Annotated in this window: 17 protein-coding genes and 1 tRNA gene; 10 read left to right on the top strand and 8 right to left on the bottom strand. The window is 72.3% G+C overall.

Annotated elements, in window-relative coordinates:
* The first annotated feature begins 199 nt into the window (after positions 1-199).
* Together ACFQQJ_RS02025 and argS are read left to right on the top strand one after the other, a co-directional pair.
* Positions 200-841 (top strand): vancomycin high temperature exclusion protein, encoded by a 642-nt coding sequence (locus tag ACFQQJ_RS02025; protein WP_377103952.1) that lies wholly within the window; start codon positions 200-202, stop codon positions 839-841.
* Between the two features lie 43 nt (positions 842-884).
* A complete protein-coding gene (gene argS, locus ACFQQJ_RS02020) occupies positions 885-2,519 on the top strand; it encodes an arginine--tRNA ligase (protein WP_377103549.1) in 1,635 nt (544 codons plus the stop codon).
* A 25-nt stretch (positions 2,520-2,544) separates the two neighbouring features.
* Here the strand turns inward: argS and ppgK are convergent, their stop codons facing one another.
* The gene (gene ppgK, locus ACFQQJ_RS02015; RefSeq protein ID WP_377103547.1) at positions 2,545-3,321 is read right to left on the bottom strand and encodes a polyphosphate--glucose phosphotransferase; all 777 of its coding nucleotides are present in this window, start codon (positions 3,319-3,321) and stop codon (positions 2,545-2,547) included.
* Between the two features lie 152 nt (positions 3,322-3,473).
* Here ppgK and galE point away from each other — a divergent pair, with 152 nt between their 5' ends.
* Positions 3,474-4,451 (top strand): UDP-glucose 4-epimerase GalE, encoded by a 978-nt coding sequence (galE, locus tag ACFQQJ_RS02010; protein ID WP_377103545.1) that lies wholly within the window; start codon positions 3,474-3,476, stop codon positions 4,449-4,451.
* Here galE and ACFQQJ_RS02005 read toward each other — a convergent pair.
* From ACFQQJ_RS02005 to ACFQQJ_RS01995, 3 genes are read right to left on the bottom strand one after another with little or no spacing between them, the layout of a single operon-like run.
* Entirely contained in the window at positions 4,385-5,884 is a 1,500-nt protein-coding gene (locus ACFQQJ_RS02005) for a PH domain-containing protein (protein WP_377103543.1), read from the bottom strand. The genes galE and ACFQQJ_RS02005 overlap by 67 nt on opposite strands.
* On the bottom strand, positions 5,881-6,366 hold the full coding sequence (locus ACFQQJ_RS02000; protein WP_377103541.1) for a PH domain-containing protein: 486 nt from the start codon (positions 6,364-6,366) through the stop codon (positions 5,881-5,883). The genes ACFQQJ_RS02005 and ACFQQJ_RS02000 overlap by 4 nt, the downstream gene beginning before the upstream one ends.
* A gap of 10 nt (positions 6,367-6,376) precedes the next feature.
* On the bottom strand, positions 6,377-7,000 hold the full coding sequence (locus ACFQQJ_RS01995) for a DUF1707 domain-containing protein (RefSeq protein ID WP_377103539.1): 624 nt from the start codon (positions 6,998-7,000) through the stop codon (positions 6,377-6,379).
* A 142-nt stretch (positions 7,001-7,142) separates the two neighbouring features.
* On the opposite strand from ACFQQJ_RS01995, the gene ACFQQJ_RS01990 reads away from it, so the two are divergent.
* Positions 7,143-7,532, top strand: a complete 390-nt coding sequence (locus ACFQQJ_RS01990; RefSeq protein ID WP_377103537.1) for a hypothetical protein — start codon at positions 7,143-7,145, stop codon at positions 7,530-7,532.
* Between the two features lie 24 nt (positions 7,533-7,556).
* Here the strand turns inward: ACFQQJ_RS01990 and ACFQQJ_RS01985 are convergent, their stop codons facing one another.
* Positions 7,557-8,246, bottom strand: coding sequence for a response regulator transcription factor (locus ACFQQJ_RS01985; protein ID WP_377103535.1), 690 nt, complete (start codon positions 8,244-8,246; stop codon positions 7,557-7,559).
* Between the two features lie 194 nt (positions 8,247-8,440).
* On the opposite strand from ACFQQJ_RS01985, the gene ACFQQJ_RS01980 reads away from it, so the two are divergent.
* The 3 genes from ACFQQJ_RS01980 (at position 8,441) to arr (ending at position 12,587) form a co-directional block, all read left to right on the top strand.
* Positions 8,441-8,514, top strand: a tRNA-Gly gene (locus tag ACFQQJ_RS01980).
* A 331-nt stretch (positions 8,515-8,845) separates the two neighbouring features.
* The gene (locus tag ACFQQJ_RS01975) at positions 8,846-11,791 is read left to right on the top strand and encodes a hypothetical protein (RefSeq protein ID WP_377103533.1); all 2,946 of its coding nucleotides are present in this window, start codon (positions 8,846-8,848) and stop codon (positions 11,789-11,791) included.
* A gap of 334 nt (positions 11,792-12,125) precedes the next feature.
* Positions 12,126-12,587, top strand: coding sequence for an NAD(+)--rifampin ADP-ribosyltransferase (gene arr, locus ACFQQJ_RS01970; protein WP_377103531.1), 462 nt, complete (start codon positions 12,126-12,128; stop codon positions 12,585-12,587).
* Here arr and ACFQQJ_RS01965 read toward each other — a convergent pair.
* A complete protein-coding gene (locus ACFQQJ_RS01965) occupies positions 12,584-13,879 on the bottom strand; it encodes an MFS transporter (protein ID WP_377103529.1) in 1,296 nt (431 codons plus the stop codon). The two genes, arr and ACFQQJ_RS01965, sit on opposite strands and share 4 nt — an antisense overlap.
* A gap of 86 nt (positions 13,880-13,965) precedes the next feature.
* Between ACFQQJ_RS01965 and ACFQQJ_RS01960 the strand changes: the two genes are divergently transcribed.
* Complete coding sequence (locus ACFQQJ_RS01960; protein WP_377103527.1) at positions 13,966-14,850, top strand: LysR family transcriptional regulator; 885 nt, start codon at positions 13,966-13,968, stop codon at positions 14,848-14,850.
* A 90-nt stretch (positions 14,851-14,940) separates the two neighbouring features.
* Complete coding sequence (locus ACFQQJ_RS01955) at positions 14,941-15,459, top strand: hypothetical protein (RefSeq protein WP_377103525.1); 519 nt, start codon at positions 14,941-14,943, stop codon at positions 15,457-15,459.
* Between the two features lie 7 nt (positions 15,460-15,466).
* Here the strand turns inward: ACFQQJ_RS01955 and ACFQQJ_RS01950 are convergent, their stop codons facing one another.
* Complete coding sequence (locus tag ACFQQJ_RS01950; protein ID WP_377103523.1) at positions 15,467-15,760, bottom strand: putative quinol monooxygenase; 294 nt, start codon at positions 15,758-15,760, stop codon at positions 15,467-15,469.
* 87 nt (positions 15,761-15,847) lie between these two features.
* Positions 15,848-16,519: a pentapeptide repeat-containing protein gene (locus ACFQQJ_RS01945; RefSeq protein ID WP_377103521.1), complete on the bottom strand. Its 672-nt coding sequence runs from the start codon at positions 16,517-16,519 to the stop codon at positions 15,848-15,850.
* 59 nt (positions 16,520-16,578) lie between these two features.
* Here ACFQQJ_RS01945 and ACFQQJ_RS01940 point away from each other — a divergent pair, with 59 nt between their 5' ends.
* Positions 16,579-17,502, top strand: coding sequence for an NADP-dependent oxidoreductase (locus tag ACFQQJ_RS01940; protein WP_377103519.1), 924 nt, complete (start codon positions 16,579-16,581; stop codon positions 17,500-17,502).
* Positions 17,503-17,507 lie beyond the last annotated feature (5 nt).

Below are 17,507 nucleotides of genomic sequence, written 5' to 3'. Positions count from 1 at the left end.
CAGCACTTCCGGCGGCCGTCAACCCCTCCGTTGTGGCCTCGCCAGCCCGCGTTGCGGACGCGTGAAATCTACCATGGCGAGCCAGTCCTGCCGAGGGTGTCACCGGCCGTCGGAGCTCCCCCCGCGCACCCGCCGGGGTGACCTTCTCCGGCGTCGTGGAAGGGCTCCGCGAGGGCCGTCCTACGCTGGCCCCGTGACGATGAACCTCCTGTGCCGCTCAGGCGTGCGCGGCCCGCTGGCTGCGCTGGCCGCCGTGGCGGCCGGCGGCCTCGGTGGCGTCCTCGCCCTCGGGCTGGCCGTCCGCCTGCTCACCCGCGGGCGGATCGTCACGCCCGACCGGCTCCCGCCGCTGCCGGTGGCGCTCGTGCTGGGGGCGGAGGTCTACTCCGACGGGCGCCCGTCCCGCTTCCTGCGGGCACGGCTGGACGTGGCGGCGGACCTGTACCGCCGCGGCCTGGTCGGCCGCGTCCTGCTGTCCGGCGACGGGCTGTCGCCGTTCTACGACGAGACCGCTGGCATGCGCGACTACCTGCTCGACGCCGGCGTGCCCGCCGCCCACCTCGTGCTCGACCCGGCCGGCTTCGACACCTACGACTCCTGCCTGCGGGCACGGGATGTCTTCGGGCTGCGGCGCGTGGTCGTGGTGAGCCAGGCCTACCACCTGCCCCGGGCGCTCGCGATCTGCCGGGCCCTCGGCCTCGATGCCTGGGGGGTGGGCGACGACTCCGTCCGTCCCCACTCGCGCACCTGGGCGCACGGGGTACGCCGGGAGCTCGCGGCCAACCTCAAGCTCGTCTGGGACGTGGCCACGCGCCGTCCCCCTCGGGCGCACACCCACTGACGCCGGGACGGGAGCGCGCCGCGGGCGTGGGAGGATAGCGGCCATGCTGTCGCTGCCGTCCCTGCTGAGTGAACGCATCCGGTCCGTCGCCGGAGTCGACCCGGAGCTGCGTCCGGCCACCCGTCCGCAGTTCGGCCACTTCCAGACGAACGTGGCGCTGCGCCTGGCCAACGCGGAGGGACGCCCGCCGCGGGAGGTCGCGACCCGGCTCGTGGAGCAGCTCGACCTGTCCGACCTGTGCGAGCCTCTGGAGGTGGCCGGTCCCGGCTTCATCAACCTGCGGCTGCGCGCCGACGTGCTCGCGCGGGTGGCCAGCGAGGTGCTGGCCGAGCCCGGTGCCGGCATCGCCGCCGCGGCCGAGCCGCGGACGGTCGTGATCGACTACTCCTCGCCCAACGTCGCCAAGCAGATGCACGTCGGGCACCTGCGCTCGACCATCATCGGCGACTGCTTCACCCGCGTGCTGCGCGCCCAGGGCCACCGGGTGATCCCGCAGAACCACATCGGCGACTGGGGACGCCAGTTCGGCATGCTCGTCGAGCAGATCCTCGAGGAGGGCCTGGACGCGGCGTCGCTCGACCTTCCGGCGGCGGAGGCCCTCTACCAGCGGGCCAACACCCACCTGAAGGAGTCGGAGGAGTTCGCCGCGCGGTCGCGCGACCGGGTTGTCCTGCTCCAGTCCGGCGACGCGGAGACCCGGCGCATCTGGCAGCAGCTGATCGACATCTCCCTGGCCGGCTTCAACGCCACCTACGCGCGGATGAACGTCCTGCTGTCCAACACCGACCTGGCCGGGGAGTCGATCTACAACGCCGACCTCCCGGTGGTCGCCGCGGACCTCGCCGACCGCGGGATCGCCGTGGTGGACGACGGCGCGCTGGTCGTGTTCGTCGAGGGGTTCACCGCGCCGGCGATCATCCGCAACGCCCAGGGCGGTTTCGGCTACACCTGCACCGACCTCGCCGCGATCCGGCACCGGGTCGGCGACCTGCGTGCCGACCGGCTGGTCTACGTCGTCGGCGCCCCGCAGACGTTCCACTTCGAGCAGGTGTTCGCGGTCGCGCGGATGGCGGGCTACCTTCCCGACACCGTCAGCGCGGAGCACGTGGGCTTCGGCCAGGTGCTCGGGGCGGACGGCAAGAAGTTCTCCACCCGCGAGGGCACGGCGGTCACGCTGAACTCGCTGCTGGACGCCGCGGAGGCGGAGGCGGCCCCGTCCATCGCGCTGGCCGCCATCAAGTACGCCGACCTCTCGAACGGCCTCCAGAAGGACTACACCTTCGATGCCGAGCGCATGGTGGCCACCACGGGCGACACCGGCCCGTACCTCCAGTACGCGCACGCCCGGGTGAACCAGATCCTGCGCAAGGCCGAGGCCGAGGGGTTCGCCTTCGACGCCGTCACGGTGCTCGCCGAGCCCACCGAGCAGGCGCTCGCCCTGCAGCTGAGCCGCTTCGGGGAGGTCGTCGCCGCCGTCGGCGACACGCTGCAGCCGCACCGGTTGTGCGGCTACCTCTACGAGACCGCCGGAGCGCTCAGCTCGTTCTACGAGCAGTGCCCGGTGCTGAAGAGCGAGGGCGACGTGCGCGCGTCCCGCCTGGCGCTGTGCGCCGCCACCCGCAAGGTGCTGGCGATCGGCCTCGACCTGCTCGGTATCGAGGCCCCCGAGCGCATGTGACGCCGCGGGGGCCCGCTGCCCGGGGTCAGGACGGACGGTCGGGGTTCTCGACCTTGTCCACGGCCAGCCAGGCGGCACCGATGATGCCGGCGCGGTTGCGCAGGTGGGCCGGGACGATCGGGGTCTTGAGGTTCAGCTTCGGCAGGAACTTGTCGGACGCCTTGGAGACGCCGCCGCCCACCACGAGCAGGTCGGGCCAGAACAGCGCCTCGAGCGTCTCGTAGTAGCGCTGGAGCCGCGGCACGTACTCCTCGTAGGAGAGCCCGAGCGCCGTCTTCACCGACGCGGCGGCCTGGGTCTCCGCGTCGTGCCCGTCGATCTCGAGGTGCCCCAGCTCGGTGTTCGGGATGAGCACGCCGCGGTAGATCAGGGCGCTGCCGATGCCGGTGCCCAGCGTGGTCACCAGGACGAGGCCCTCGTTGCCCTTGGCCGCGCCGAACTTCACCTCCGCGACGCCGGCGGCGTCCGCATCGTTGACCAGCACGACCTGGCGTCCGAGGTGGTCGCTGAAAATCTGCTCCGCGGGCGCGTCGATCCACGACTTGTGAATGTTGGCCGCGGACCGGCTGATGCCGTGGGTGACCACGGCGGGGATGGTGATGCCGATCGGCCCGTCGCCCATCTGGTCGGCGAACCCGGACACGATCTCGGCGACGATGGCCGCGACGTTGGCCGGGGTTGACTCCTCGGGGGTGGCGATCCGCACGCGGTCGGTCACGAAGTCTCCGGCGGCCAGGTCGACCAACGCGCCCTTGATCCCGGATCCGCCGATGTCGATGCCCAGCACGGGTTGGTTCTGCATGGCACCACCCTAGAGGTCGAGCGCCACGGGCGCGTCCGTGACCGTGAAGCGCGAAGTCGTGGCCGGGCCGCCGACACCCGCGGGAAGCCGCGCCGGCCCTCGCCGGCGGAACCGGCAGGCGCGCCGACCCCGTCCGCCTAGACTCGACGACTGTGACGACATGGCTGGTGACGGGCGGGGCGGGCTACATCGGGGCGCACGTGGTGCGGGCGCTGCAGGCGAAAGGCCTGCAACCGGTGGTGCTGGACGACCTGTCCTCCGGGATGGCGTCCTTCGTGCCCGAGGGCGTGCCGTTCGTGCGGGCGAGCATCCTCGACACCGCGACCGTCACCGACGTCCTGCGCGACCACGACTGCCTGGGCGTCATCCACGTGGCGGGGTTCAAGTACGCGGGCGTCTCGGTGCAGCGGCCCCTGCACACCTACGCGCAGAACGTCACCGGGACGGCCAGCGTGCTCTCGGCCATGGTGGACGCGGGGGTCTCGAACATCGTCTTCTCCTCCTCGGCCGCCGTCTACGGCACGCCCGACACCGAACTGGTCACCGAGGCGTCCCCGAACGCGCCCGAGTCTCCGTACGGGGAGTCGAAGCTCATCGGTGAGTGGCTGATCAACGACGTGGCGCGCGCCACCGAGGGCTTCCGCGGCGTGAGCCTGCGCTACTTCAACGTGGTGGGCTCTGCGACCGACGAGGTGTACGACGCCAGCCCGCACAACCTCTTCCCGCTGGTGATCGAGGCCCTCCTCGCCGGGCGGACGCCGCGGATCAACGGCGACGACTACCCGACCGAGGACGGGACGTGCGTGCGCGATTACGTCCACGTCGGCGACCTCGCCGACACCCACGTCGCCGCGGCGCTCGCCCTGGCCGAAGGACGCGAGCTGCGCACGGCGTACAACCTGGGCAGCGGCCTGGGCCTGAGCATCCGGCAGATCATGGACGCCATGGCGCGGGTCACCGGCATCGACTTCGTCCCCCAGATCGCGCCGCGCCGCGCCGGCGACCCCGCGCGGATCGTCGCCGACGGCACGGCTGCCGCCGCCGACCTCGGCTGGCGGATGAGCTACTCGGTGGACGAGATGGTCTCCTCCGCCTGGTCGGCGCGCAGGGTCTCCGGCCCCGCAGCCTGAGTCTCCCCGCCCTTCGCTGCGGCGTCCTCGTCTCCGGCCGGCAGCGGGTCCTGCTCGGACAGGTCACGGACGGGCAGGTGGTGCACCAGCCGCAACAGTTCCGCCTGGCGCTGGAGCACCTGGCCTGCGTCCAGCCCCGCGGCGTGGGCGTCGATCTGTGCGCCGGCGGTGTGGAACTCGAGGTCGGCCAGGCCCAGGCGCCGGGAGACCGGCCCCTGGGTGATCCGCACCGACTGGACGCGGGCGTGCGGCACGAGCTGCCAGCGACGCACCAGCCACCCGTGGCGTGACACCACGAGGAGCTCGTCGTGGCCCCAGCGCAGGAACGGCTGGGCGAGGGGGTGCAGCCAGCGGGCCCGGGACGGCGCCCGGTGCAGTTCGACCGACTCGAAGTCCGCGCGCGGCCAGATCGCGCCGAGCGCAACACGCACCTGCTCGATCGTCCCAGCGGGCATGAGGATCGTCGAGACGCCGGTCTTGTTCTCGTCGTCGGTGACTGCCCCCCAGCCGATCACCTCGATGTCGATGCGGTAGAGGCCGAGCCTGCGCCACACCGGCGACTGGCTGAGCTGGACGGCCTGGATGCGCCGCGGCGGCAGCGACTGGCTGGTGAGGCTGGTGAGCCCGCGTGAGACCCTCAGCCCGTGGGCGCGGCGCGACAGCGTGTAGTTGAACTGCCCGGCCACCCGGCGGACCGTGAAGCCGAACAGCATGCTGACGGTCGGGATCGCCAGGGCGAAGAGCACCCACGGCTGGCGGAACACCAGCCCGGCGACGGCGGAGACCACGCCGAGCGCGACGATGCCGAAGAACTCGTGGGAGGTGACCGCGGCCAGCACCAGCGTCTGCGGGGAGACGCGCACCAGCACCTCGTCGTCGGCGCCGAGGTCGACCAGCAGGGAGTCCGTGGGCGCGTTGGCCACCGCCTCGGCCTGCACCCCGCGCGCCCGAGCCAGCAGGTAGTCGCGCAGCGCGTAGGCGCGGCCGCGCGGGAGGTAGCGCAGCGTGGACCGCTCGGAGGCGCCGACGTCGATCTGCAGTTCGGCCAGCCCGAACATGCGGGCGGCGAAGGGCTGGACGACGTCGATCGACTGCACCTTGTCGAAGGCGATCCGGGCCGAGCGGCGGAACAGGGCGCCGGTGTCGATGCGCAGCTCGTCCGCGTCGATCACGAAGCGGGTGAAGCGCCACGACACGAAGCCCACGGCGCCGCTGATGGCGGCGATGGCGGCAACCCCGAGGGCGATCCACTCCAGCGGGGGCAGTGGACGCGGTTCCTGCCCGATCGGCAGGTAGTCGCGCCCGAAGCTGAACGCGACGGCCAGGAGCACGATCCACCCGCGGATGAACGGGGTCAGCGGGTGGGGTCGCTCGGTGAGCTTCTGCCCCGGCGGCGGACCGCCCGGCGGCAGGGTGGCGGCGGGCTCGCTCATAGGGGCAGCGCCTGTGCCTCCCCGGCGGTGATCAGCCGGTCGCGCAGTGCCGCAGCCTCTGACGCGGTCAGGCCCGGGATGCTCCCGCTCGACTGGACGCTCGCGGTGACCAGTTCGACCCGCGCGAAGCCCCAGGCCCGGTCGATCGGCCCGGACTCCACGGTCACAGAGAGCATCCGGCCGTACGGGATCGCGGTGAGCTGCTTGTGCCACAGCCCGTGGGTGATCAGCAGGTCCTGCTCGCGCTCGGCGTAGCCGAAGGAGCGCACCCAGCGTCCGGCGCGCACCACCCGCCAGGTCGTCCAGGCCAGGCCGGCGGCCGCGGCCGCCGCCGCCCAGGCCCAGTCCACGAACAGGCCGACGCCGACCGTGACCACGATCGTGGCCGCGACGTTGTACAGCAGCGCGCCCAGGCGGCGGACCACGGCGTAGCGGTCGGGCAGCCGCCGCCACTCGGCCGTCGGGGTGAACAGGTCGCTCATACCGACGAATCTAGTGGCGCCGGTCGCGAGCCTTCGGGTTGCGCACCTCGACCCCGCCGAATCCGCAGAAGCCCTTCACCACCAGGCGCGGCGCGGAGCCGTCCGGAGGGGTGAGCTTGCGGACGTCCGCTCCGCCGAACACGGCCATCACCTGGCTGTCGACCTCGGTGCCGGGCGGGACGACGACCTCCACCCCGCCGAAGAGGCAGAACACGTTGAAGGTCAGCTCGTGCGCCTCGAAGGTGGCCTTGGTCAGGTCGAGTTCGACGCCGCCGAACATGGCCAGGATCGAGGTGTTCCGGCGCACCCGCCACGTGTGCTTGCGGGTGGTGCCGGCGAAGATCGCGACGATCTGGTCGGCGGCGTCGGTGGCGTTGGCCTCGTCGTAGGTGACGACCGGGCGCGCGGCCGGGCCGGTCGGGCTGACCAGGTCACGGGTGAGCGGCACGAGGTCGTCGAAGGTCTCGGCCAGGCGGGCGGCGGCGATCCGCTGGTCGCGCTCGACGGGAGTGAGCCGGCCCTCGGCCTGGGCGGCGTTCAACAGGGAGATCACGTGGCCGCGGTCGGCGTCCGACGCGGTGAGGTCGCCACCGGCGGCCGGGCCGACATCGCTGGGCTCAAGGGGATTGGACATGGGAAGAACCTAAGCCCGGCGGGTGCCCCGAGACACCCCGGACGGGGGCCGATGGGGGTGCAGTGGGTGCCAACCCTTAGCGGGTCGACGCCGGGTGGACGCGGACGCCGCCGGCGGTGCGGGGAGGCGCTAGCCTTCGGGGATGCGGAAGATCCTCATCCTCGCCGCGATCTTCTTCGGCTCCTCGGTCGTCGGCCTCTTGCTCGCCGGCCTGCTGGTTCCCGGCATCGGCGTCGGGATCGGGGGCTTCATCGTGGCCGTTGCCGTGTTCACCATCACCCAGAGCCTGCTCACCCCCCTGACCACCAAGCTCGCCGCGAAGTTCTCGCCGCCGCTGGTCGGTGGGGTCGGGCTCCTGTCGACCGGCCTCGCCCTCGCGATCGCCAGCTCCTTCGAGGGTGGCATCACCATCCAGGGGCCGACGGCCTGGGTCCTGGGCACGCTGGTCGTGTGGCTGGTCACGGCACTGGGCAGCTGGCTGCTTCCGCTGTGGCTTCTGAAGAAGACGGCGAAGAAGGTCCGCACGCGCTGACGGCGGGGGACGGGTCCCGTCGGCTCAGGCTGCGATCAGGCCCTGGGCGCGGGCGATGCTGACCGCGACCAGCCGGTCGTGCACCCCGAGCTTGCTGTAGACGTTGCTCAGGTGCTTGTGCACCGTGCGCGGCGACAGCCCGAGCCGGGCGGCGATCGTCCGGGCCAGGAGGCCCTCGGACAGCAACTGGAGCACCTCGACCTCGCGCGCGGTGAGGTTGAGCGCTGCGGCGGCGTCGGCCGCGGACCGGGCGCGCTGCTCCCGGCGGCACGACTCCGCGACGTGCGGCATGAGCAGCGTCAGTGCGGTGGCCGACTCGGCGAAAAGGGCGTGCGCCTCCGGGCTGAAGCCACCGCGCCGCGACAGCGCGAGCACCCTGCCCAGGTCGTGCACCTGGTGCTGCTCGAGGTCCGGCCCGATGGTGACGATCTCGCCGAGGACGGGATGCTGCGCCAGGTGGACGTTGCCCTCCGAGTGCCGGCCGCCGTGGGCGGCGGCCTCGGCCAGGACGCCCGCCCTCCGCTGGTCGGGGAAGCCGGCGTGCACGTGCAGGCGGCGTCCCACGTCGAGCCCGATGAGCACAGCGGTCTCGGCGTTCCCGGCCTTGGCCAACGTGGTGCACACCAGCTGCTCGGCGCGCTCGCCGCCGTCGATGGCGGCCATGGCCTGCGTCATCAGCTCAACGATGGTGATGGCCCGATCCTGTCTGGTCACCCGCCTCCGCTCCTCAATGCCCCAACGCACGGTCTTCCGCCACGTACCTGTCCAGCAGCAGTCTGTCAGACGCGCGGCGCGGACTGGCGCGGTTTCGTCCGAGTCGCCGTCGCGTCGCGCTCCCCGCAGCGAGTTCGCGAGCCGTGTCGGGCTGCGGCTAGACTGCTCCACGCACGCTCGTCAGAGGGTGCCCTGCGGATGTAGTTCAATGGCAGAACATCAGCTTCCCAAGCTGACAGTGCGGGTTCGATTCCCGTCATCCGCTCCATGTGTGGTTCCTTCTCGGGATCGCATTCGGAGTCGACAAGGCACGTCCCGGTTCCCGGAACGTCGTGTCCGGCTCGGGCTGATCCAGCTCGTCCCCATCGCGCATCGTTGTCACCCGCAGGGGGGCACGAAGTGTGCACATCGATCCGGAATTCACGGCTGACGTGGGTATTGCGGCGGTTCGCGCCGTCGTCGGGCAGCGACGCGCAATCCCTGTTCCCGCGTCGACGTTTCGGTGAGAATCGCGGATCGTCGCTCCCACTCCTGGATCGCTGGAAGAATGCTCGGGGGTTCACGCGGGTGGGCCCATATCGAACGAAGGCTCTCCCTTGATGCGCATCGTCCGGCCGGCGTGGTCGACGTGGGTCTTGTCCGTGGTGTTCGGGCTTCTGGTTTCCGTCGTCGGCGCTCCCGCCGCCCGGGCGGCGGGAGACATGGGGTTCGACATCGCCGAGTGGCCGTCGGTCTCCGGTGTTGCGAAGGTTGGCGCGACGGTGACCGCTGACCCGGGCGTCTGGGTTCCCGAGCCTTCGCGACTGGAGCTCCAGTGGTTGCGCAACGGTGCGGTGGTCGCCGGCGCGACGGGGCCCTCGTACGTGGTCACGGCTGCCGACCTGGGCTACAAGCTGACGGTGAAGGTGACGGCGTATGGGGATGGGGTCGCCACGACGACCGCCTCGGCCCCGCCGACGGCGCTGGTCACCTCCGACGAGCCCATGCCCGGCACGATCACCGGACGGGTCACCAACCGCGGCGGGGTTCCCCTGACCGCCGCAGCGGTACGGGTGGAGCTCTCCGCCGTGGGCGCTGACGGTCCTGGTCAACCCACTGTTCGCTACCCGGATCAAGACGGCCGCTACTCCTTCGCCAACGTCCCCGCCGGTTCGTACCGGCTCTTGTTCCAGGCGGTCCAGACCTACGAGTACGCATCCGAGTGGTGGGACGACGAGCCGGATCGGTCCCTGGCAAGGACCATCACCCTGGGGACGGACGACTGGGCCGTCGCGGACGCCGTGATGGGCTCGCTGGGCGTCGTCCAGGGCTCCCTCACCGGGCTCGCGGGAAGGACGCTCGAGCCGTACTGGATCAAGGTCCTGCGCGTTCAGGGCGCGGAAGAGACGGAAGTCACACCGGCCGTGGGACGCCCGGGTGGCGGGAAGTTCCGTATCTCCGGCCTGCACCCCGGTGAGTACCGGGTGGTGTTCTCACACACCGGCTACGCCCCCGGAGCCCTCCGTTTCACGATCGGGCTCGACGAGACGTTGGACCGGAGCCTCCGTCTCGAGCCCCGTAGTACCGGCGATCTGGGTTCGGTGGCCGCCGCGCCGGTGGTCTTCCACGGTGAGGGCCCGAGCACGATCAGGATCGGGATCCGGGTCCTCCCGCGAGTGTTCGCCGACGCGAAGGCGTTGGACGACGCGGCCTGTGAAGCAGCCAGCCTCTCGTGGAGGGCGTCGATGGACGTGTACGACCCCCGCGGGGGAGCCTTCACCTCCACCGTCTACGAGGGCAGCCAGGCGGACGACGGCGCCAGCCGTCCGGACATCACCCGGGTCTTCGAGATGAACGCGTTCAAGTCGCTCCTGGGAACCCACGAGGTGCGGGTGCGCCTCGACTCGACCGTGAGCTACGCCGGCTGCGGCGGTGGCGAGCCGCTCAGCCACAGCTGGCACGACACGGTCATGACGGGGCTGGATGTGCTGGACACCTTCACCGCGCCGGCCCCGGTCATCCACGGAACCCCGGTGAAGGGCGAGACGCTCACCGCGGTCGCCGGCGAGTGGACGCCGACCCCGAGCACCGTCACCTGGACCTGGCTGCGGGACGGGACGCCGATCCCGGACCAGACCCGGGCGACCTATCAGCTCACGGCAGACGACGTCGGCAAGCGGATCAGCGTCCAGGTGACCGGCCGGCGTGTGGACTGCGTCGACCTCACCGCCGACTCCGCGCCGACCCCGGTGGTGAAGCTCGCCCCCTGGCCTTCTCCGCCCACTCCCAGGATCACCGGCACTCCCAGGGTCGGGGAGACGCTCACGGCAGCCCCCGGCACCTGGAGCGAGCCCACCCCCACGGAGCTGACGTACCAGTGGCGACGCAGCGGCGTCGCGATCCCGCTGGCAACCGGCGAGGGCTACACCCTGGGCGCGGCCGATCTCGGCAAGCGGATCTCCGTGACCGTGACGGCCGGCGCGCCGAACACCGACGCAGTCACTGTCGAATCGGCACGAACGGGCGCCGTCGCGAGCGGCCTGCTCGTTGCCCCGACCCCGACCATCGCCGGTTCACTCGCCGTCGGCCAGACCCTGAGTGCCCAGGCCGGCAGCTGGACCTCCGGCGCATCGCTCAGCTTTCGCTGGCTGCGGGACGGCTCGCCGATCAAGAGGGCGACGGGCACCGACTACACGCTCAGCTCCGCCGACGCCGGCCGCAAGATCAGCGTGCGCGTCACCGGAACGCTGCCGGGCTACACGACGGCGGTGAAGACCTCCGCGAAGTCACGCAGGGTCATGCGCGCCGGGACGCCACGGATTGCCGGGGTATTGGCGGTCGGCACGACCCTGTCCGCGGGTCGAGGGACCTGGACGTCGCACGTGTCCTTCTCCTACCAGTGGTTGCGGGACGGGGTCGAGATCGCCGGAGCGACACGGTCGTCCTACACGCTCGTACCCGACGACGCGGACCGGACGCTCACGGTGACCGTGACGGGCCGCCGCGCCGGGTACGCGACGGCTACCCGGACCTCCGCTCAAACGCTACGGGTGATGCTGGCCGGTTCCCCCACGGTCGCCGGCACGCTGGCCACGGGGTCCCTGCTCTCGGCCACCCCTGGTGTCTGGACGGCCGGGACCAGCCTCTCCTACCAGTGGAGTCGCTCGGGCGAGAACATCCCCGGCGCCACCGGCCCGACCTACGGGCTGACCCCCGGCGACGCCGGACAGCGCATCAGCGTGCGGGTCGTCGGTGGGCAGCCGGGATACGCGACCATCGCCAGAAGCGGGGCTGCAAGCCTCAGGGTGATGAAGGCCGGGACCCCATCGATCGCCGGAACCCCAGCGGTCGGCTCGGACCTGAAGGCTGTGCGTGGGTCGTGGACGTCGTCCGTGACGTTCCGCTACGCGTGGCTGAGGGACGGAGTCCCGATCCCGGGCGCCACCGCCTCGTCCCTGCACCTGACCAGTGCCGACGCCGGTCGGGACATCACCGTGCAGGTCATCGGCCGCCGATCGGGTTACGCCACCATCGCCAGGACCAGCGCGGCCGTGAACGTCCCCTGACCCACCGGGTCGCCGAGGCGCCGGATCGGGTGCCATGGCGACGGCCAAGTCACCCTCACGGGGTCTTGGCCCGGTTCGATCGCGCCCGATACCTTCTGCACCTGGCCTCCTGCAGAGTTCCGCCAAGCTCTGCAGGCGCAACTCATGCCGAACACCGGGGGGCGTCGGCAGGCGGGTTGTGTGCTGGCAGCTACCTCCAGGAGGGATAGCCTGCGAGGCGCTCCCAGCAGGTCTTGGCGGACCCCAGCCGCGCCGGGCGGGAGTGCGTCCGTCGTACGGTGGCGGGTGCAGGGCAGCGAGCAGCCGCAGCCCCCGAGCACCAAGGACGGTCACCATGATCGAGCACCCGGGACCCCACACGCCGGTCACCGTCGACAACTTCGCCCAGGTCGAGGGCCCGTTCTACCACGGCACGCAGGCCGTCCTCGAGGCGGGGGCGGAGCTCGTCCCGGGCCGCGGCTCCAACTTCCAGCAGGGACGGGTCTCCAACCACCTCTACTTCACCACGCTCGTGGAGACGGCGGCGTGGGGAGCGCAGCTGGCGGCCGCCCTCGCGGGCAGCAGCGAGCGGGGCCACATCTACCTCGTGGAGCCCGCCGGGCCCTTCGAGGACGACCCCAACGTGACGAACAAGCGGTTCCCCGGCAACCCCACACGGTCGTACCGCACCCGCCACCCCCTCCGCGTCCTCGCCGAGCACGAGGGCTGGGAGGGCCATTCCCCGGAGGCCGTCAGGACCATGCTCGACCACCTGGCGCAGCTCCGTGAGCAGGGCCTCGACGTGATCGAGGACTAGGGCGTTCCGCGTCCCACAGGCTGCACCGTTGTGAACCGAACTCGGTCAACAACGGTGCTCGTTGTCGGGTCCGTGCGTGCGGCGGCGACGGTGGCCAGGAGCGCTACCAGCGTCAGGGGGCCGGCCAGCAGTGCCACCCCGGCCCAGCCGACGGCCTGCCAGAGCAGGGTGGCGAGCGCCCCCGCGATCGTGCTGCCCAGGTAGTACGTGCCGAGGTAGGCGCTGGACGCCTGCGCGGTGCCGCGGCCGCGGCGGAGCGCGCGGTCGACCACCCAGCCGCTGAGCAGCGAGTGGACGCCGAGAAAGGCGAAGCCCACCAGGGCCAGCCCGGCGACGACGGCGGCCACGTCGGGTACCGACAGCAGCGCGAGGCTGCCGGCCAGCAGGAGCAGTCCCCCGCCCACGGCGCGACCCCGTCCGGCGCGTGCGGCCAGTGCCCGCGCCACGAGTGGTGCGGCGATCCCCACCGGGTAGGCGAGGTACACGAGAGAGGCCCGGGCGCCCAGCTGGAACGGTGGCGCCTGGAGGCGGAATCCGACGGCGTTGTACGTGCCGACGAACGCACCCATCGCGGCGAAGCCGGCCACGCAGAGCAGCGCGACCACACGGTCGCCGAGTGCCGCGAGCGTGCCGAGGACGGCCTCGCGCAGCTCCACGGGCCCGGGAGCGAAGCCGGCCGACGAGGGCAGCAGGACCGACATCAACGCGCCGGCGACCACGGTGACCAGGGCGACGACGCCGGCGGCCAGCGGCCAGCCGCCGAGGGCCTCCAGAGGCCCGGGCAGCAGGCGGGCGGCGGCCCCGCCCGCGGCCGTCCCTGCGATGTAGGCGGCGTTGGCCCGGGCATGGGAGCCGGCGGCTACCTCCTCCCTGAGGTAGGCCAGCGCGGCGGCGGGCAGGCCGGCGAGGGCGAACCCGAGCAACCCGCGGGTGACCAGCAGCGTCGTCCAGTCCGGGGCCAGCGCGGACGCGATCCCGAGGACGCCGGAGGCGAGCAGGCTCCAGCGCATCACCGGCACGCGCCCCACCCGGTCGGCGAGCGGCCCGGTGACCAGCAGCCCGGCGATGATCGTGAGCGTGGTCACCGAGAGCGCGTGGGACGATTCCGCTGCGCTCACCCGGTAGTGCGCGGCCAGGGCGGGCAGGAGCGGCTGCACGAAGTACATCAGCGAGAAGTTGGCGAGCCCGCCGGCCATCAGGGCGACCACGATCCGCCGGTAGGACGCGCTGCCGGCCATGTGGCCGGTGTGCGCCCCGACCGGCCCGGGCGCGGGGAGTCCGACGGTGGTCACCCCGGCAGTCTCGCGCGCAGCCGTCGATGCGGGAAATGATCGAGACCCCATACCTGATGCGATTCATGCATCAGTAGGGTGGGCTCGTGGACGAGCAGACGTTGCAGGTCTTCCTCACCCTCGCCGACACCGAGAACACCAGGGACGCGGCCGCCCTGCTGCGCGTGAACCAGTCGAACGTGTCCCGGGCCCTCGCCCGGCTGGAGGCCGAGCTGGGCGCGGAGCTCTTCACCCGCCGCGGACGCCGGGTCGAGCTGAACCGGGCGGGCGAGGTGTTCCGTGCGGACGCGCTGCGCCTGCGGGAAGGCTTCGAGACCGGGCGCCGGCACGTCCGGCAGCTCACCGGCCCGCTGGCGACCGTCCGGCTGGGCTTCCTCCAGTCCGCCGCGCTGTGGGCGGTCCCGCGCCTGGTCGGCAGCTTCCGGTCCGGTGCCCCCGAGTGCCGCTTCGAACTGCGCCAGGGGTTCGCCCGCGACCTCTACGGCTGGATCGCCACCGATGCGCTCGACGTGGCCTTCGTCACCGCTCCCGGCCCGGCGCGCGTCGGCTTCGACTGGCGGCAGCTGGTCGAGCAGCGCCTCACGGTCGCCGTGCCGAGCGGTCACCGGTTCGCTGGCCTGGCGAGCGTCTCCGCGTCCGACCTCGACGGGGAGGACGTCGTCGCGTTCGCCCACAGCACCGAGCTGCGCACGGTGATCGACCCGTTGCTGGCCGAGGCGGGGGCCCGCGTCCGGATCGCGTTCGAGTCGAGCGAGATCGACACCATCCGCGGGCTGGTCGGTGTGGGCCTCGGCATCGCGATCATCCCCGAGCCGACCCGCCCGGCCGATACCGACATCACTTATGTGCCGCTGGAGCCACGCCGCTCGCGTGCGCTCGGGCTGGCCTGGAGCACCGAACGGGCGCTGCCGCGCAGTGTCACGGACTTCCTGGACCACAACACGGAGGAACGGTTCGCCGCGCCGTCGTGAGTCGCGGGCGCGTCCTCGCCGCGCGGCGCCCGCGGACCGGGAGGATGGACGGGTGAGGCGAGCGGCCCGGCGTCCGGCAGGGGGTTCGGCGTGGCGTACGTGAACGAGCACCACGCGTATGGCGAGCTGCGCAAGCCCGACCGGCGAGCCCTGCGCGACATCCTCAAGACGGCATTCCCGATCGGTGGGTCGTCGCACACACTGTGGAGCGACTTCGTCGACACCACGGCGTTCCTGAGGCGGTCCACGGACGCGGACGCCCTCGGGCTCCCCGAAGGGATCATCGGCGGCGCGATCGTGATGAGCCACCCCGAGGACCAGTACGACTACCTCGCCTACATCGCCATCCACCCCGATCACCGGTACCGACGGCGGCTCTTCGGACGGGCGGACGAGCCGCACCACGGTACGGAGCTGCTCCACGACGTCTACGACGTCATGCGCAGCCGGGTCGGTCCCTCCCGGCTTCAGCGCTACCTGATGATCGAGCCGGCTGGCAACGACGCGCTGCGGTTCTACCTGCGGGCACTGCCGTCGAGCGAGTACCCCGTCCGGTTCGACGAGATCGACCGGGTCATCGCGGTCAGCTACGACGGCCTGGCCCTGTGAGCGGGACTCAGCCCAGGGGCTCCAGCATCCGGAGGCTCGAGCCGCCTCCGTCCAGCACCTCGGCGAGCTTTCCGTTGAACTCCGCGTTGGCCGGATTGGTCAGGTGGGCGTCGAAAGCCGCCTGGTCGCGGTACCGCTCGACGACGACCATGGCGCCGCTGTCGCGGTCGCGGTAGGCCTCGAAGCGGAGGTTGCCGGGCTCGGCGCGCACCAGGTCGCCGTAGGCCAGCAGCAACGCGGACGCGGCCGGCAGCCGGTCCGCCGGAACCGGGATGGTGGCGATCAGGTCGATCTCGGACATGGCGTCCCTCCTCGTGGTGGCCCGCTCGGGAGTCTAGTGACGCCGGGTGCCCCCGCGGGCGGACGGCGTCCGATCGCCCCGCCGGCCTCAGTCGACCCGGATGCCCAGGCGCGCGGCGAGGGCCGGCGCGAGGTCGAGCAGCTGCGTCGTGGTGATCGTCGCCCCGCGCAGACCCTCTGCGTCGCCGACGTCGTCCACGGCGGCGCCGCGGAGGTCGACGTCGACGAGCCTCGCCCCGGTCGGCTCGAGGCGTCCGATGCGGGTCCCGGGGAACGCCACCCGGGTGGCGCTCGCGCGGGCGAGGTCGAGGTCGGTGATGACGCAGTCGGCGAACTCGACGTCGGTGAGCCGGGCGCCCCTGAGGTTCAGGTAGCCGAGCTTGCACCGGCGGAACCGCACGCCGCGCCACGTGCTGTCGTACAGCTCCGCCGAGCCGATCCGGCTCGCGGTCACCGTGACGTTCCACCAGCTCGAGCCGCTCGCGTCCAGTGCGGTCACCTCGAGCCCTTCGAGGAACGAGTCGACGAAGGACGCGGCGGGGGCGCTCCAGCTGGCCGTGCCCAGGTCCTCCACCCGGGAGGACCCGAGCCGGCGTCGCCCCGTCCAGCTCAGCGACTCCGCCCGCACCCCGGCGACCGAGACCGCGTCGAGGTCGGTGTCGCCGTCCACCACGTCCGCGAGCCCCGCCTGGGCCAGCGCGCCGAGCCGCACGCGCGGGAAGCGCGGGGGTGCGGGCTCGGGGTCGGGGACGGTCGGCACTCCCGCACCCTAGCCCCGGGGGAGGGAATGCCGCGCGCGGGCGAACGGTTGGCCTTGGGGTGAGAGCACTGCACTACAACGAATTCGGTGGGCCCGGCGTGATGACGGTGGGCGAGGTCCCCGACCCCCACATCGGCCCGGACACCATGCTGGTCAAGGTGCTCGCCGCGGGCATCAACCCGGTCGACTACAAGGTGCGCGAGGGCTACCTCGCCGGGCTGATCGACACGATCTTCCCCGCCGTCCCGGGGTGGGACGTCGCCGGAGTGGTGGTGAGGCCGGGGCTCGACACCCCGGAGTTCGTCGCAGGAGACGAGGTCCTCGCCTACGCCCGCGCGGACGTCGTGCACTCCGGCACGCTCGCCGAGCTGGTCGCCGTGCCGGTGCGGACGGCGACCCGCAAGCCCGCCACCGTGAGCTTCGAGGACGCGGCCGCCCTCCCGCTCACCGGGCTCACCGCCCTGCAGAGCATCCGCCGCTCCGGGCTCCGCGAGGGCGACACGGTGCTGGTGCACGCCGCGGCCGGCGGCGTCGGGGCGTTCGCCACGCAGCTCGCCGTGCTGGCCGGCGCCAGGGTGGTCGGCACGGCCGGCCCGGCCAACCACGAGTTCCTCCGCAGCCTGGGCGCCGAGCCGGTCGCCTACGGGGAGGGTCTGGTGGCCGCCGCGCGCGCCGTCGCTCCGGACGGCTTCGACGTCGTTCTCGACTGCGTCGGCGGCGCGGCCCTCGACGTCACGCCCGACCTGCTCAGGCCCGGCGGATCTGTCGTGTCGATCGCCGACGGGCGGGCGGCGTCGGAGTTCGGCGGGCAGTACGTGTGGGTCCGCCCCGATCGGGACGACCTCGCGGAGCTTGCCGGCCTGGTCGCCGACGGTCGACTGCGCGTCCACGTGTCCGCGGTGTACGACCTCGAGCATGCGGTGGACGCCTACCGCGCGCTCGAATCCGGGCACACGCGGGGCAAGATCGTCGTCACCCCCTAGTCGCG

This window comes from Propionicimonas sp. T2.31MG-18 (genome assembly GCF_964266745.1).
GTDB lineage: Bacteria > Actinomycetota > Actinomycetes > Propionibacteriales > Propionibacteriaceae > Propionicimonas.
Note: the sequence above shows the minus strand (reverse complement) of the source record. Positions and strands in the feature narration are given on the sequence as shown.

Bases quoted from the DNA above. Each gene is read 5' to 3' on its own strand.
- ACFQQJ_RS02025 (WP_377103952.1), top strand. From the start codon at position 200: ATGAACCTCCTGTGCCGCTCAGGCGTGCGCGGCCCGCTGGCTGCGCTG.
- argS (WP_377103549.1), top strand. From the start codon at position 885: ATGCTGTCGCTGCCGTCCCTGCTGAGTGAACGCATCCGGTCCGTCGCC.
- ppgK (WP_377103547.1), bottom strand. From the start codon at position 3,321: ATGCAGAACCAACCCGTGCTGGGCATCGACATCGGCGGATCCGGGATC.
- ACFQQJ_RS02005 (WP_377103543.1), bottom strand. From the start codon at position 5,884: ATGAGCGAGCCCGCCGCCACCCTGCCGCCGGGCGGTCCGCCGCCGGGG.
- ACFQQJ_RS02000 (WP_377103541.1), bottom strand. From the start codon at position 6,366: ATGAGCGACCTGTTCACCCCGACGGCCGAGTGGCGGCGGCTGCCCGAC.
- ACFQQJ_RS01995 (WP_377103539.1), bottom strand. From the start codon at position 7,000: ATGTCCAATCCCCTTGAGCCCAGCGATGTCGGCCCGGCCGCCGGTGGC.
- ACFQQJ_RS01990 (WP_377103537.1), top strand. From the start codon at position 7,143: ATGCGGAAGATCCTCATCCTCGCCGCGATCTTCTTCGGCTCCTCGGTC.
- ACFQQJ_RS01975 (WP_377103533.1), top strand. From the start codon at position 8,846: ATGCGCATCGTCCGGCCGGCGTGGTCGACGTGGGTCTTGTCCGTGGTG.
- arr (WP_377103531.1), top strand. From the start codon at position 12,126: ATGATCGAGCACCCGGGACCCCACACGCCGGTCACCGTCGACAACTTC.
- ACFQQJ_RS01950 (WP_377103523.1), bottom strand. From the start codon at position 15,760: ATGTCCGAGATCGACCTGATCGCCACCATCCCGGTTCCGGCGGACCGG.